General features: G+C 64.1%; 14 protein-coding genes and 2 tRNA genes. 9 read left to right on the top strand and 7 right to left on the bottom strand.

Annotation, left to right across the window (positions count from 1 at the left end; translation table 11 throughout):
- Nucleotides 1-239 precede the first annotated feature (239 nt).
- The 3 genes from KTJ89_RS02725 (at nucleotide 240) to KTJ89_RS02735 (ending at nucleotide 1615) form a co-directional block, all read left to right on the top strand.
- Nucleotides 240-683, top strand: coding sequence for a DUF3052 domain-containing protein (locus KTJ89_RS02725; protein WP_139467151.1), 444 nt, complete (start codon nucleotides 240-242; stop codon nucleotides 681-683).
- Nucleotides 680-1147: a redoxin domain-containing protein gene (locus KTJ89_RS02730; protein ID WP_172169391.1), complete on the top strand. Its 468-nt coding sequence runs from the start codon at nucleotides 680-682 to the stop codon at nucleotides 1145-1147. The genes KTJ89_RS02725 and KTJ89_RS02730 overlap by 4 nt, the downstream gene beginning before the upstream one ends.
- A 63-nt stretch (nucleotides 1148-1210) precedes the next feature.
- The gene (locus KTJ89_RS02735) at nucleotides 1211-1615 is read left to right on the top strand and encodes an HIT family protein (protein WP_139467155.1); all 405 of its coding nucleotides are present in this window, start codon (nucleotides 1211-1213) and stop codon (nucleotides 1613-1615) included.
- Between the two features lie 26 nt (nucleotides 1616-1641).
- Here the strand turns inward: KTJ89_RS02735 and KTJ89_RS02740 are convergent, their stop codons facing one another.
- Both KTJ89_RS02740 and KTJ89_RS02745 read right to left on the bottom strand, forming a co-directional pair.
- Nucleotides 1642-2403, bottom strand: coding sequence for a MerR family transcriptional regulator (locus KTJ89_RS02740; protein WP_139467157.1), 762 nt, complete (start codon nucleotides 2401-2403; stop codon nucleotides 1642-1644).
- Nucleotides 2404-2474: 71 nt separating this feature from the next.
- Entirely contained in the window at nucleotides 2475-3656 is a 1182-nt protein-coding gene (locus KTJ89_RS02745; RefSeq protein ID WP_139907999.1) for an L-methionine gamma-lyase, read from the bottom strand.
- Nucleotides 3657-3765: 109 nt separating this feature from the next.
- Here KTJ89_RS02745 and KTJ89_RS02750 point away from each other — a divergent pair, with 109 nt between their 5' ends.
- Both KTJ89_RS02750 and KTJ89_RS02755 read left to right on the top strand, forming a co-directional pair.
- A complete protein-coding gene (locus KTJ89_RS02750; RefSeq protein WP_101546684.1) occupies nucleotides 3766-4242 on the top strand; it encodes an Lrp/AsnC family transcriptional regulator in 477 nt (158 codons plus the stop codon).
- Nucleotides 4243-4259: 17 nt separating this feature from the next.
- Nucleotides 4260-4688, top strand: a complete 429-nt coding sequence (locus KTJ89_RS02755) for a DUF1801 domain-containing protein (RefSeq protein ID WP_139467160.1) — start codon at nucleotides 4260-4262, stop codon at nucleotides 4686-4688.
- A 79-nt stretch (nucleotides 4689-4767) separates the two neighbouring features.
- Here the strand turns inward: KTJ89_RS02755 and KTJ89_RS02760 are convergent, their stop codons facing one another.
- The 3 genes from KTJ89_RS02760 to KTJ89_RS02770 form a co-directional block, all read right to left on the bottom strand.
- The gene (locus KTJ89_RS02760) at nucleotides 4768-5358 is read right to left on the bottom strand and encodes a DUF2249 domain-containing protein (protein WP_172169394.1); all 591 of its coding nucleotides are present in this window, start codon (nucleotides 5356-5358) and stop codon (nucleotides 4768-4770) included.
- 158 nt (nucleotides 5359-5516) lie between these two features.
- Nucleotides 5517-5590, bottom strand: a tRNA-Val gene (locus tag KTJ89_RS02765).
- A gap of 118 nt (nucleotides 5591-5708) precedes the next feature.
- Nucleotides 5709-6194, bottom strand: a complete 486-nt coding sequence (locus tag KTJ89_RS02770; RefSeq protein ID WP_139467163.1) for a TetR family transcriptional regulator — start codon at nucleotides 6192-6194, stop codon at nucleotides 5709-5711.
- An 82-nt stretch (nucleotides 6195-6276) separates the two neighbouring features.
- Between KTJ89_RS02770 and KTJ89_RS02775 the strand changes: the two genes are divergently transcribed.
- A tRNA-Pro gene (locus KTJ89_RS02775) sits at nucleotides 6277-6353 on the top strand.
- A gap of 299 nt (nucleotides 6354-6652) precedes the next feature.
- Here the strand turns inward: KTJ89_RS02775 and KTJ89_RS02780 are convergent.
- Nucleotides 6653-8119: a uracil-xanthine permease family protein gene (locus KTJ89_RS02780; protein ID WP_253903695.1), complete on the bottom strand. Its 1467-nt coding sequence runs from the start codon at nucleotides 8117-8119 to the stop codon at nucleotides 6653-6655.
- A 260-nt stretch (nucleotides 8120-8379) separates the two neighbouring features.
- On the opposite strand from KTJ89_RS02780, the gene bioB reads away from it, so the two are divergent.
- The gene (gene bioB, locus KTJ89_RS02785) at nucleotides 8380-9534 is read left to right on the top strand and encodes a biotin synthase BioB (RefSeq protein WP_259356753.1); all 1155 of its coding nucleotides are present in this window, start codon (nucleotides 8380-8382) and stop codon (nucleotides 9532-9534) included.
- 14 nt (nucleotides 9535-9548) lie between these two features.
- On the opposite strand, the gene KTJ89_RS02790 is transcribed toward bioB, so the two are convergent.
- On the bottom strand, nucleotides 9549-11090 hold the full coding sequence (locus KTJ89_RS02790) for a fatty acyl-CoA synthetase (protein ID WP_259356754.1): 1542 nt from the start codon (nucleotides 11088-11090) through the stop codon (nucleotides 9549-9551).
- 129 nt (nucleotides 11091-11219) lie between these two features.
- Here KTJ89_RS02790 and KTJ89_RS02795 point away from each other — a divergent pair, with 129 nt between their 5' ends.
- Together KTJ89_RS02795 and KTJ89_RS02800 are read left to right on the top strand one after the other, a co-directional pair.
- The gene (locus KTJ89_RS02795; RefSeq protein WP_172169403.1) at nucleotides 11220-12074 is read left to right on the top strand and encodes a Nif3-like dinuclear metal center hexameric protein; all 855 of its coding nucleotides are present in this window, start codon (nucleotides 11220-11222) and stop codon (nucleotides 12072-12074) included.
- A 14-nt stretch (nucleotides 12075-12088) separates the two neighbouring features.
- On the top strand, nucleotides 12089-12817 hold the full coding sequence (locus KTJ89_RS02800; RefSeq protein WP_172169406.1) for a zinc ribbon domain-containing protein: 729 nt from the start codon (nucleotides 12089-12091) through the stop codon (nucleotides 12815-12817).
- The last annotated feature ends 57 nt before the right edge of the window (nucleotides 12818-12874 follow it).

The following is a 12874-nucleotide window of genomic DNA, read 5'->3' on the forward strand; positions in this document are numbered from 1 at the left end:
TCGGATGGTGTGTGCTCCGCAGGTTGTCTGAGCCCAGAGGCCACCCGATCTACCTGTCAGCCTAGTACTCCCAGCCGAACTTCGCGCTCCCGCGAAGTTGTGATCTCTCTGACGCATCTGCGCACTGTGCTGACAGGCTCACAGTCCGGTGTGCTGATTGAGTGCCGTTTGAGTGCGCTTGCCGCGCGCGGGCGCGCCGATATTTGCACCTTGGCCACTGTTGGCGGAAGAATACAGGCATGAGCAACTCCGCTTCTGAAAGGACATCCTCCACTTCGACCCTCGCAAACGAGCTGGGACACAACCTCGGCTTGAAAAAGGGCGACTATGTGCAAGAGGTCGGCTATGACGACGACGTCGATCAGGCACTCTGCGAGGCGATCGAGAACATCATCGGAGACAAGATCGCCGATGGCGAAGAGGATGACGTCTACGACGTGATCCTCATGTGGTGGCGGTCGGACGACGACGACCTCGTCGACGGTCTCGTCGACGCCCAGACCACACTGAAGGAGGGCGGAGTCGTCTGGCTGCTCAGCCCGAAGGCGAACCGTCCGGGACACATCAGCCCCGCCGACATCTCCGAAGCGGCTCCCACCGCCGGAATGCACGTGACCTCCACGGTCAGCGCCGCCGACGATTGGGCCGGATTCCGGCTCGTGGGCAAGAAGAACTATTCATGATCCTGCGGCCCGGTGATCGGGCCCCGGATCTCACCCTTCCCGATCACCTCGGATCGGTCATCACCCTCACCGAGGCGGCCCCACTTACCGCTCGTGTGCTCGCATTCGTTCCGTTCGCCTTCTCTCCGATCTGCGGAGACGAACTCGCCGCTCTCGAACAGTGGCAGGAACGGATGCGAAAGGGCTCTCATGCCGTCGACGTCGTGGTCGTCTCAACCGACTCCAAGTACACCTTGGCGGCGTGGGCACAGCAGACGAGGGTCGACGTCACTCTCGCATCGGACTTCTGGCCCCACGGTGAGGCGGCTCGCGCGTTCGGCGTCTTCGACGAGGTCCACGGTGTCGCCGAACGAGGAGTCTTCGTCATCTCACCTGCGGGTACGATCGTGAGTGGCAGGCATGTCGCCCGCACCGAGACTCGGGACTTCTCCGAGGATTTCGCCGCGGCGCTTTCCAGCCTCTGAGAATCGAGCCTCGCCGAAGAACCGATCGACGGCACCTTCGGCGCCTATTGAGGAGGACCCATCATGGCCACGCTGTTCACGAAGATCATCAACGGAGAGATCCCCGGCACCTTCGTCCATCAGGATGACAAGTGCGTCGCATTCCTCGATGTCGCTCCGATGACCGAGGGCCATGTGATGGTCGTCCCGCGCGACGAGATCTCTCACTGGATCGACGCCGACGCAGAGCTTCTCGCCCACCTCACCGCAGTGGCGAAGAGGATCGGAGAAGCCCAGAAGGCGGCCTTCGACTGCGAGCGGATCGGCCTCCTCATCGTCGGCTACGAAGTGCCCCACCTGCACATCCACGTCCTGCCGACGAACTCCATGGATGACTTCGACATCTCCGACCGTGCTCCGATGCAGACACCGGAGCAGCTGGAGGCGCCCGCCGAGAAGATTCGGCAGGCGCTCTCCGCACTGTCCTGATCCGATGCTGCTCGGCTCAGATCGACTCAGAGGCCTTTGACCTCGAGGTAGTGGTCGAGTGAGTCTCTGACGAGCTCGGCTCCCGCGGTTCCGCCGTAGTTCGCGCCGAATCGCGGGTCGTCGACATACATCTGCCCGAGACCGCGCACGTATCCTCCGAGGTCTCCGTCGGGATCATCTGCGGGCGTGCCCGGAACTGCTCGCAGCCATTCAATATGACGTCGGGCGAGGTCCTGGCAGCGGTCCGATTCGGGACGCGCCCCCGCCTCGGCGGCGGCGATCCAGTCCGCGGAGAGAGCGGAAACGAGGGCTTTCCACTCCTTCTTCTCCTCAGGCGACTGGCTGGACCACCATTCGTCTCCTCGTCGGTAGGCGTCGGCTCCCCAGCGCCTGGTCACTTCCTCTTCGTATTCGCGATGGTCGAAACCATCGAACATCTCTTCAGCCATGAGCGGCTCACCTGCTTTCAGTCGTGTGATGGTGACGGTGACGGCGGTGAGCTGTCGGTCGAGCCGGTCTCTCTCGCGTCCGAGTGAGACCAGATGCTGCGACAGCGCCTCGACCGGATCGTCTCTCCGATCGAGTACCTCCGATATCGTCGTCAATGGCAGTCCCAGCTCCTTGAGCAGCAGGATGCGCTGGAGGCGCACCAGGGCTGCTTCGTCGTAGCAGCGATAGCCGTTGGCGGCGATGGAGGTCGGCGGCAGCAGACCGATGGCGTCATAATGACGCAGGGTTCGGCTCGTCGTTCCCGTCAGCCGTGCGATTTCCTGAATGGACCAGTCCATGCCTGACAGCTTAGAAGTTGACGCGGCGTCAAGGTCAAGAGCCGTTTGAGACCTTCGACGAGTGGACGGTGTCAGGCCGCTTCGCGAATCGCGTCCAGCGCCGTGAATAGGTCGCGTGCAAGGTCGTCGACATGTTCGAGCCCGACCGACAGGCGGACGAGGCCGTCGCCGGGCTTCGCCGTCGCGGCTACGGGCCGGTGTGTGAGTGAGGCCGGATGCTGGACGAGGGTATCGGCGCCGCCGAGCGAGACCGCGTGCACGATGAGGTCGCAGTGTTCGACGAAGGTGCGGGCCGCTTCGAATCCACCGGCGAGTTCGATGGCGATCATCGCCCCTCCGCCGCGCATCTGCGAACCGACCAAACCTCGCGGATCGGACCCGGCGAGACCGGGATAGTGGACCCGGGCGACCTCGGGGCGTGTCTGGAGACGACGAGCGAGCTCACCTGCGGTGTCCTGAGCTGCGCGCATCCGCACGGCCAGCGTCCGCAGCCCGCGATGGAGGAGATAGGCGCCCATCGGGTGCAGGAGGGCCCCTGTGATGGCGCGGACCCGGCGCAGGCGCATGGTCCATTCGGTGTTCGTCGCGATGATTCCGCCCATCGCGTCGCCGTGACCGCCGAGGTATTTCGTGGCGCTGTGGAGGACGAGGGCGGCCCCGTGATCGATCGGCCGTTGGAGCACGGGGGTGCAGAAGGTGTTGTCGACCAGCACCGGCACAACTCCCGCTGCGGCGACGACCGAGCCGATGTCGACGAGGTCGAGGCTGGGGTTCGCCGGTGTCTCGACGATGACGAGCCCGGTGTCCTCGCGAATCGCCTCGGCGATCTGGTCCTCCTCCGCCCAGGTGACCGACGTGCCGAGAAGGCCTGACTCGAGCAGGTGGTCACTGCCGCCGTAGAGGGGACGGACGGCGACGATATGGGGCGTCCCGGCCTCGACTGCGGCCAGCAGTGCGGCGGTCATGGCAGCCATTCCCGTGGCGAAGGCGACGGCAGATTCGGCGTTCTCCAATTCGGCGAGCGCGGATTCGAATCGCGCCACACCGGGCTGCCACAGACGTTGGTAGACGGGGGAGTCCCCTTCCTTCAGAGGATGTCCGCTGGCGAGGCTCTCATAGGAATCTCCTCCCGTACGGACGTCGTTGACCGGGTTGGTGGTGGAGAGGTCGATGGCGGGGACATGGACGCCTGCGGCCGCGAGACCGTCCATTCCGCCGTGAACCATACGGGTCTCAGGGTGCATAGAAGTCATAAGCGCATTCAATACACTTCTCCCAGTCTGTGCAATGAACGTGCAATCTCCTCCAAGTATTCGGCCGTTTCCGGGATAGTCTGCGATCAGATATGGGAGACTGTGACTCATGTCGCAGAACGTCTCACTCGATGACACCGATCTTCGCCTTCTGCAGGAGCTCAACGCCGATGCCCGGGCCTCGGGTGCGGTCTTGGCTGCGGCCGTCGGGATCTCCGAATCGACGGTCTCCCTGCGTCTCAAGAGACTGAAGTCGCTCGGCGTCATCCGCGGCTTCCATATCGACGTCGATCCGACTGCGCTCGGGGTCGGTCTGCAGGCTCTCGTATCGATTCGGCTGGCCAAACACGATCGGGCCGAGATCGACGCGTTCACGGCGGCTGCGCCGAAGTTCCCTGGGGTGGTGCGGATGTACCACATGGCCGGAGCCGATGACTACCTGCTGCATATCGTCGCCACTGACACCGCTGCGGTACAGTCCTTCGTCCTCGACTACCTCACCCGATATCCCGCTGTCGCACATACGCGCACGAACCTCATCTATCGGGTCGAAGACGGTTCTGCCTGGATCCCTTCGGAGGCCTGAACTGCCATACTGGCTTCATGGCAGAGAACAAGACCCAGCCGACCGATGCCGATGTCGCCGCTTACCTCGATTCGGTGACTCCCGAGAAGCGTCGCGAGGATGGAATCGCTCTTGACGCGATCTTCCGAGACGTCACCGGTGAGGAACCCGTGATGTGGGGACCCTCGATCGTCGGCTACGGCCGGTACCACTATCGGTCGCCCGTGAACCCGCGCAACCACGGTGAGTGGCCGGCCACGGGATTCTCCCCGCGCAGGAGCCAGCTCTCTCTGTACGGACTCAAGGACCTTCCCGAAGGAGCGAGGCTGCTCCCGCAGCTCGGAAAGTACACCGAGGGGGCCGGGTGCGTCTATGTGCGCCGTCTGGAGAACATCGACGAGGCGGTGCTGCGCCGACTCATCGCGATCGCCGCTGCCCGTCCCGACGATCCCGAGCCGGGCAGCTGATTGCACACGCTGACGGTCGATGACAGGTCCTGTCCGAGAGATCGCAGAATGACCTCGGTGGCCGAGAACGTCGCGGTGTTCATCTGCGAGCCGTGATGCTCAGCCCCGATTTGCGCTGATGGACTGAGAAGTACTGCAGTCCCGCCTCGGCGTCGGCTAGGAATCGCCGGCGGGAGCGGCGGGGCAGCCACACGATCTGACCGGGGGACAGTTCGATCGTTCCGGTTGCGGTCTCAAGGGTGCCGGCACCGGCGAGGACGTGGATGAGCACGTCGAGAGATGGCCCGGTGTGTTCGCGGATCTCGCCGCCGGGGGCGAGCGCGATGACATTCGCATCGAGGTCACGGTGGTGCGTCGGCAGCTGCCAGACGGACCCGGAATCCTCGACGGTCGCGGTCAGCTCGGCAACATCGAGAACGACGCAGGGTACAGGGGTGGCGGCACGACGGATGATGCGCACCCGAACCCCGTCCTGCGTGCTCTCCAGCGGCTCCCACCCGACCGCCTCGGCGAACTCGCGGTCCATTTCGACGCGCAGCCCTTCAGGCGAGTGGTCATTGATGAGGATCAGGCTGGAGCCGACGTCAAGATCTTCATACGCTCTGATGACGAGCGGATGCCGTTCCGACTTCGGTAAGGTCCGGACGTCGATGACGGGTTCGTCTGCCACGGCTGCCCCTCTCAATCGCTTCGATAGTTCCTCCTCGAAACTATCACCGGAGTGATGACTGCCGGCCTGGGCCGGCCAGCGGCGCCGGGCAAAGACCGCTCGGGTCGGTCCTACAGGAGAACGGAAAAGGCACCCCGTGATACGGGATGCCTTGACGGTGGGCCCAGAGGGACTCGAACCCCCGACCCTCTCGGTGTAAACGAGATGCTCTAGCCAACTGAGCTATAGGCCCCACCTGCGTCGTCGATGTCTCCGACAGCGCTTGATCAGTATGCCACATCCGAGGGTGACCGGCGAAACGGGAACGCAGGCGGTCGCGGGACCGCTCAGTGCGTCGGTCCGGACTGCCATCAGGAGGATCGGAGCAGGCGTGCCGCATTGGCGGCGAAATTCTCAGCTGCCTCTGCGGTGTCGACGTCGAAGATCCTGCGATTCTGCTCAACGGCCACGGCACCGAGTGTGAGGGTGAGGATTCCGTGCGAGAGTTCGGCGCCCAGGCGATCAGCACTCAGGGCCCGAGGCGCAACGTCTGTCGGAGCGATCGAATACCCCAGCAGCACGATCTCTGCTCCATCACGGTATTTCAGCAGCACCTCGCGCAGAGACATCGCCGCGGCGAGCGGGTCGGCAGTGGCGGGACAGAGGGCATCGACTTCGGCTTTGAGCGAACGTGAGATGAGGATGAGCAGTGACTGCTTGTCCTTGACGTGCCAGTACAGTGCAGACGGCTGAACGTCGAGTTCGCGGGCGAGCCGGCGCATGGACAGATCGCCCAGACCGTACTGCGAAAGAATGCTCAATGCAGTGGTGGTGATGCTTTCGGCTGTCAGTGCCAATGAGACATACCTTTCATTCTCGAGCAGAGGTCCTTCCCGATTTTTCAGATCGCGTTCCCCTCGCTATAGTAGTTCCTGGTCACGGGATATAGCGCAGCTTGGTAGCGCGCCTCGTTCGGGACGAGGAGGTCGTGGGTTCGAATCCCGCTATCCCGACCAAGGGAAAGTGCCGCAGCATCGCTCAGGCGAGACTGCGGCACTTCTGCATTCCCGGACCGTTGTGAGACCACTCTGCGTCCAAACCATCAAGACGCGAGCAGACGCCTAGAACGAGAAGCAGCGCACGGCCGCACCGAAAGTGGTGCGGTGCGTTCTCGCCGTGGCGCAGGACCAATCGAGTTCTGACCAGATGATCGAGTTTGACCCCGATGACTGGTCCAGAACTCGATGCTAAATGCACAAAGGCGATGGGGCGCACTGCTCGAAACAGCAGTGCGCCCCATCGCCTCAACTCGTGCTCAGGCGGGTGAGCCCGGCTCTTGGGAGGAGCCGTCCGTCGCGTCGGAAGCGAACGGGTGGGTCGCCCGGCCCCGTCGTGGAGCCTGCGGCGCATCGGTTCGGTGGGCCGCCTCGGCGAAGTTCTCTGTCACGAGGTCAGAGTCGGTGCCCCGCCACCGGGCGATGGCCTTCATCACCTGATAGATGATGATCGCCGAGGCGGTGCCCAGGGCGATGCCTTCGAACTGCAGTCCGCCCGGGGTCCAGGTGAAGTTCGCGATGGCGACGATGAGCGCGACCGCGGCAGTGTTGAGATTGATCGGGTTGGAGAAGTCGACCTTGTTCTCCACCCAGATGCGCACGCCGAGCATGCCGATCATTCCGTAGAGCACGGTCGCCGCTCCGCCGAGGACTCCGGGAGGGATCGTCGCGATGATCTCGCCGAACTTCGGCAGCATGCTGAGGACGAGGGCGATGAACGCCGCGCACAGGTAGGCGGCAGTGGAGAAGATGCGCGTGGCTGCCATGACGCCGATGTTCTCGGCATAGGTCGTCGTTCCGGAACCGCCGCCGGATCCGGCGAGGATGGTGGAGAACCCGTCGGCGAAGAGCGTCCGGCCCGTCAGGTGATCGAGGTCGCGGCCGGTCATTGCGGCGACCGATTTCACATGGCCGATGTTCTCGGCGATGAGGACGAGGACGACGGGTAGGAACAGGCCGAGGTAGCCGAGATCGAACGCCGGTGCATGGAACGCGGGCAATCCCACCCAGTCGGCTTTCGAGACGGTGGAGAAGTCGAGCTCACCCTGCAGCCATGCCGCACCATAGCCGACCAGGACGCCGATGAGGATCGAGAGTCGGCCGAGCATCCCGCGGAAGAGCACCGTGGTCAGCAGGATCGCGACGATCGTGATCACGGCGGTCAGGGGAGCGGCCTTGACCCAATCCCAGGCGGCCGGGGCCAGGTTGAGGCCGATGAGGGCCACAATGGCCCCGGTCACCACTGGGGGCATTGTCACCTCGATCCATCGGACGCCGACGAAATGGACCACGAGCCCGACGAGCGCCAAGGTGACTCCCACCGAGATGATTCCACCTTGAGCCAAAGCCATGGCATGAGGTTCGAGGTCCTCTCCGGCCGTGGCCGAGAACCCCGTGACCGCTCCGATCGGGGCGAGCAGTCCGAACGACGAACCGAGGTAGGAGGGCATCATCCCCTTCGTGATGAGCAGGAACAGCAACGTGCCGATGGCGGTGAAGAACAGCGTCGTCGACGGTGGGAACCCGGTGAGAAGGGGCACGAGGAACGTCGCGCCGAACATCGCCACGACGTGCTGTGCGCCGATGCTGATGGTCCGCGGCCAGCTCAGACGCTCTTCCGGCAGAACCCTCTCACCGGGAGCGATCGTCCGCCCGTTTCCGTGCAGACGCCAGCCGCGGCGATTGCCTGTTCCTTTGTGGGTGTCCGTGGGTGCCGACTCCGCCATTGTGTTCCTCGTTCCGTTCTTCCCTGTACTGGGTCGTTGGCCGGCGGTCGGGCAGTGCTCCGGGCCGGCGAAAGAATTCTATGCTCCAGCTCACCGGCACGCCGACTCGACGGCTGACGAAGCGGTATGGCCGGTGTGTCTGAGGACCCTGCTCCGGAAGGCGGGATCAGCATTCTGATAGCCTATTGAACAGTGTTCAGGAGATCTGAACTCGACCGATTCTGACCTTGTTCAATCGCACGGAGACAAAGGACCAATCGATGACGACTGTGAACCCTGACCAGAACGTGAACCCCGGCCAACTCGCCGAGTCCATCCTCAACGGGGGAGCGGCCACCGAAGCCGACGCGCTCACGCTCCTGGCTACGCCGGATGAGGAGCTGTTCGGTCTCGTCCATGCCGGATCGCGACTCCGCCGAGAGCACTTCGGCATGACGATCAAGTTGAACTATCTCGTCAACCTCAAATCGGGAATGTGCCCGGAAAGCTGCACCTACTGCTCACAGTCACTGGGGTCGAAGGCCGAGATCCTCAAATACTCGTGGCTGAGCACCGACGAGGCCATGGAACAGGCGAGCATGGGCATCGGCGGAGGGGCATCCCGCGTCTGCCTCGTCGCCAGCGGTCGTGGGCCGAGCCGTCGCGACGTGGGCCGCGTCGGTGAGATCGTCGAACGCCTCAAAGACGAGAATCCCGAAGTCGAGGTGTGTGCGTGTCTGGGCCTCCTCAAGGAAGGTCAGGCTGAGGCGCTCAAGGAAGCCGGCGCCGATGCCTACAACCACAACATCAACACCGCGGAATCCTTCCACGACAATATCGTCAAGACCCACACCTACGAGGACCGGACGAATACCGTCGAACACGCCAAAGCGGCGGGACTCTCACCCTGCAGCGGCCTCATCGTCGGGCTCGGCGAAAGCGACGAACAGATCGTCGAAGCGCTGTTCGCGCTCAAGGCCCTCGGCTCCGAGTCGATCCCGATCAACTTCCTCGTCCCGTTCGACGGAACACCGCTCGAAGGACAGTGGAACCTCACACCCATGCAGTGCATGAAGATCGTCGCGACAGCCCGCTTCGTCTGCCCCGACCGGGAGATCCGGCTGGCCGGCGGTCGCGAGATCCACCTCAAATCCCTCCAGCCGATGGCGCTGCAGCTGGCCAACTCGATCTTCCTCGGCGACTACCTCACCGCCGAGGGCCAAGCCGCAGCCGACGACCTCGCCATGATCCGAGACAACGGATTCACTATCCTCGGCCAGGAGGACGAGGAGGCCCGGACGGAAGAATCCGTTGGGTGCTGCGGTGCGGAAGCCGGCTGCTGTTCCGACCGGCAGACCCCCGCCGAGGCGGTCGCCCACACCGATCCCGTCATCCGCAGGCGCGGTGCAGGCACCGCTGAAGTCGCCAACGCCTGAGCGGCCGCATGCCGTCAGGCTTGGCGCAGGCTGCGCTTGAGGATCTTCCCGGCCGAGTTCTTCGGCAGTTCGGCAACGAACTCCACCCGCTTCGGCACCTTGAACCCGGCCAAGCGGGACTTGACGTGACCGATGACTTCTTCGGCCGACAACGGCGGCTGGCCGTCCTTGAGGACGACGAAGGCGGCCACCGCCTCGATCCACTTCTCATCGGCGATCCCGACCACAGCCACCTCGGCGACCTGGGGCAGTTCGAAGACGGCGTCCTCGACCTGGCGGCTGGCGACCAGCACGCCACCCGTGTTGATGACGTCCTTGACCCGGTCGACGACCTCGACGAAACCGTCCTCGTCGACCTTGACGAGGTCCCCGGAATGGAACCAGCCGTTGTCGAACGCCTCGGCGGTGGCTTCCGGCCGGTTCCAATAGCCTTCGCACAGCTGCGGCGACCGGTAGAGGATCTCGCCCTCCTCGCCGGGGCCGACGTCGTCACCGTCGGCGTCGACGACGCGGGTCTCGACGAACATGACCGGGCGTCCGGCCGAACCCGGATGAGCGTCATGCTCTTCGGGGCGCAGCACAGTGCACAACGGGCCGAGCTCCGACTGGCCGAAGCAGTTGTAGAAGCCCAGCTGCGGAAGCCGCTGGCGCAGGCGCTCGAGGATCGGTCCGGGCATGATCGAAGCACCGTAGTAGGCCTTGTGGAGGCTGTCGAGGTTGCGGGTTTCCAGGTCCGGGCTGTTGGCCAGCGCCACCCAGACGGTGGGGGCGGCGAAGAACGAATTGATCTCCCGTTCCTCGAAGACGGCGAGCAGCTGCTCGGGCACAGGTGCTGGGACGATGATGTTGTGCGCGCCGATCGACAGAAGCGGCAGCAGGAAGACGTGCATCTGCGCAGAGTGATAGAGGGGCAGGGCGTGGACGGCGCGATCTGTCGCAGCGAAGTCGAGGGACATGAGGGACGACAGGTACTCGTGCAGAAGGGCGCGATGGGTCATCACCGCACCTTTCGGCGCCGAGGTGGTGCCGGAGGTGTAGAGCAGCTGTGCCACGTCCGTGTCGTCGACGGAGAACTCTGTGCTGTCGGCTGGGGCGATCTCCTCCGCGGTGGCGACCGGAACGAGATCGGCGAAGTCGATCACCTGCGCCTCGCCTCCGGTCGGGGTTGAGGTGACTGCGGACATGAGGTCGGAGTCGGAGAAGACGATCTCGGCGCCGGAATTGCTGAGGATGTAGTCGAGTTCGTCGTTCTTCAGCTGATAGTTGACAGGCACGTGGATGAACCCGGCACGGGCGCAGCCGAGATAGAGGAGGACGAAGAGGTCGGAGTTCTTCCCATAGGCGGCGACACGGTCGCCCTTCGTCACACCGAGGCGGACGAGTTCGCGGGCCACAGCGGTCACGGCAGAGTCAAGTTCTGCATAGGTCCAGGTTCGGTCGCCGAATTCGAGGGCCGTGTCGGTGGGGAAGCGGCCGGCGCTGCGTCGGATGAGGTCCGAGACCGTGGACGAGTTTCTGATGACGGGTGATTCGGGGGAGATGTGTGTAGATGTCATGATCCAAATATATGAGCGAAATCACTTTCGCCGAAAATCGTCCGTCGATCTCTACTTCGTCTGCTGCATGGTCCTCGATCCCACGGCGCCGACGATGTGCCCCGGTCCCGATGTAATAGTGTGGGGGACATGAGACATCCGAAGGTGAGTGACTGCGTAGAGGTGTTCGACTCACTGTGGCCACCGGCCTTGGCCGAGCCCTGGGATTCCGTGGGCCTGGCCGTCGGCGACCCCGACGCCGAGGTCCAGTCGATCCTCTTGGCTCTCGATCCGATGGACGCCGTGATCGCCGAGGCCGTCGTTCTCGGCGCAGACCTGGTGTTCAACCATCATCCGCTCATGCTCAAACCCGTGAAGTCGGTGAACGCCGCAACTTTGAAGGGCGGAGCCGTCCACACTCTCATCAGCAGCGATATTGCGCTGTTCAATGCGCACACGAACGCTGATTCGGCCCGCGGCGGAGTCTCCGATGTGCTCATCTCACTCCTGGGCATCGAGGGCGCGCAGCCACTGTCCCCGCATGCCGAGGCTGATGATTCGGGACGCGGCTCGCTGCCGACCGGAATCGGCCGCGTCGGCGACCTCGACCGGCCCACACCGGTCCGGGACCTTGCCAGGCTACTGGCTGCGCAGCTGCCGCGCACCACGACCGGTGTGCGCATCGCCGGCGACCCCGCTGCGACAGCGACCCGTGTCGCGGTCTGCGGCGGCGCCGGCGACTCGCTGTTCGACGAGGTCAGGGCCAGCGGCGCCGACGTCTACGTGACGGCTGACCTCCGCCATCACCCGGCCACCGAGGCGCTTGATGCGGCGAATCGTCGAGAGAGCGGACTCTCGCTCATCGACGTCTCCCACTGGGCGTCCGAGACAGTCTGGCTGAGTGCGGCGGCCGAGGCTCTCGAGACCGAATTCGCGCGGCGCGGGTTCACTGTCTCGCTGCAGCATTCGGCAGTCAACACCGACCCCTGGGTCGAACGGTACTGACAAGGAGACCGACGATGCTCATCACCGACAGCCAGAGAACCGCGCTGCAGACCCTCATCGAACTCACTGCCCACGGGCGCGCCCTGCAGTTCGAGCATGACAACCCGAAACGGGCGGAGGAGCTGCAGGAGCTCATCTCCCGCCACAAGGAGCTCGGAGAGAAGCGGACCGAAGCCGCCGCTGTCGTCGACGGCCATCAGGACGCCATCGCCGAAGCCACCGGACTCATCGAAGCACAGCGATCGAAGATCGAGAAGAAGACCGCCGAGCTCAACGACGGCACCGGTCTGACCAGCAGAGACATGGTGAATCTGCAAGAGGAGATCGCCGGTCACGAAGCTCGGGTCGCCGAACTCGAAGAATCGCAGCTGGAGGAGATGGAGAAGCTCGAAGCCGCTGAAGACGAACTCGCGGCAGTCGATGACCGAATCGCCGAGGTCACGGCCTCCGGTAAAGAGGTGCAGACCGCGGTGAAGGACAGGAAGGCCGAACTGCGGGAGCTCATCGCCGAGAACGAGTCCGCGGCGTTGGGCGCGAGGAGCGAGCTGCCGGAGCAGCTGCTCACGACGTTCGATGCCAATGTCCGCCAGGGCGGTCCCGGGGCCGCCCTGCTCAACGGACCGAACTGTCAGGCGTGCGGACAGGAGATCGGCGGAGCAGTCTGGCACGGAATGCTCGGCGCCGATGTCAACGAAACCTATGAATGCGAAGAATGCGAGGCGGTGCTGCTGCGTCGCAGTTGATTCCGTCTCGACTGACCTCGTCGAATCTGCAGGACTGGGTCGTTGTCGACGCGCGTC

It is taken from the genome of Brevibacterium sediminis (assembly GCF_024895295.1).
In the GTDB taxonomy this organism is placed as follows: domain Bacteria; phylum Actinomycetota; class Actinomycetes; order Actinomycetales; family Brevibacteriaceae; genus Brevibacterium; species Brevibacterium sediminis.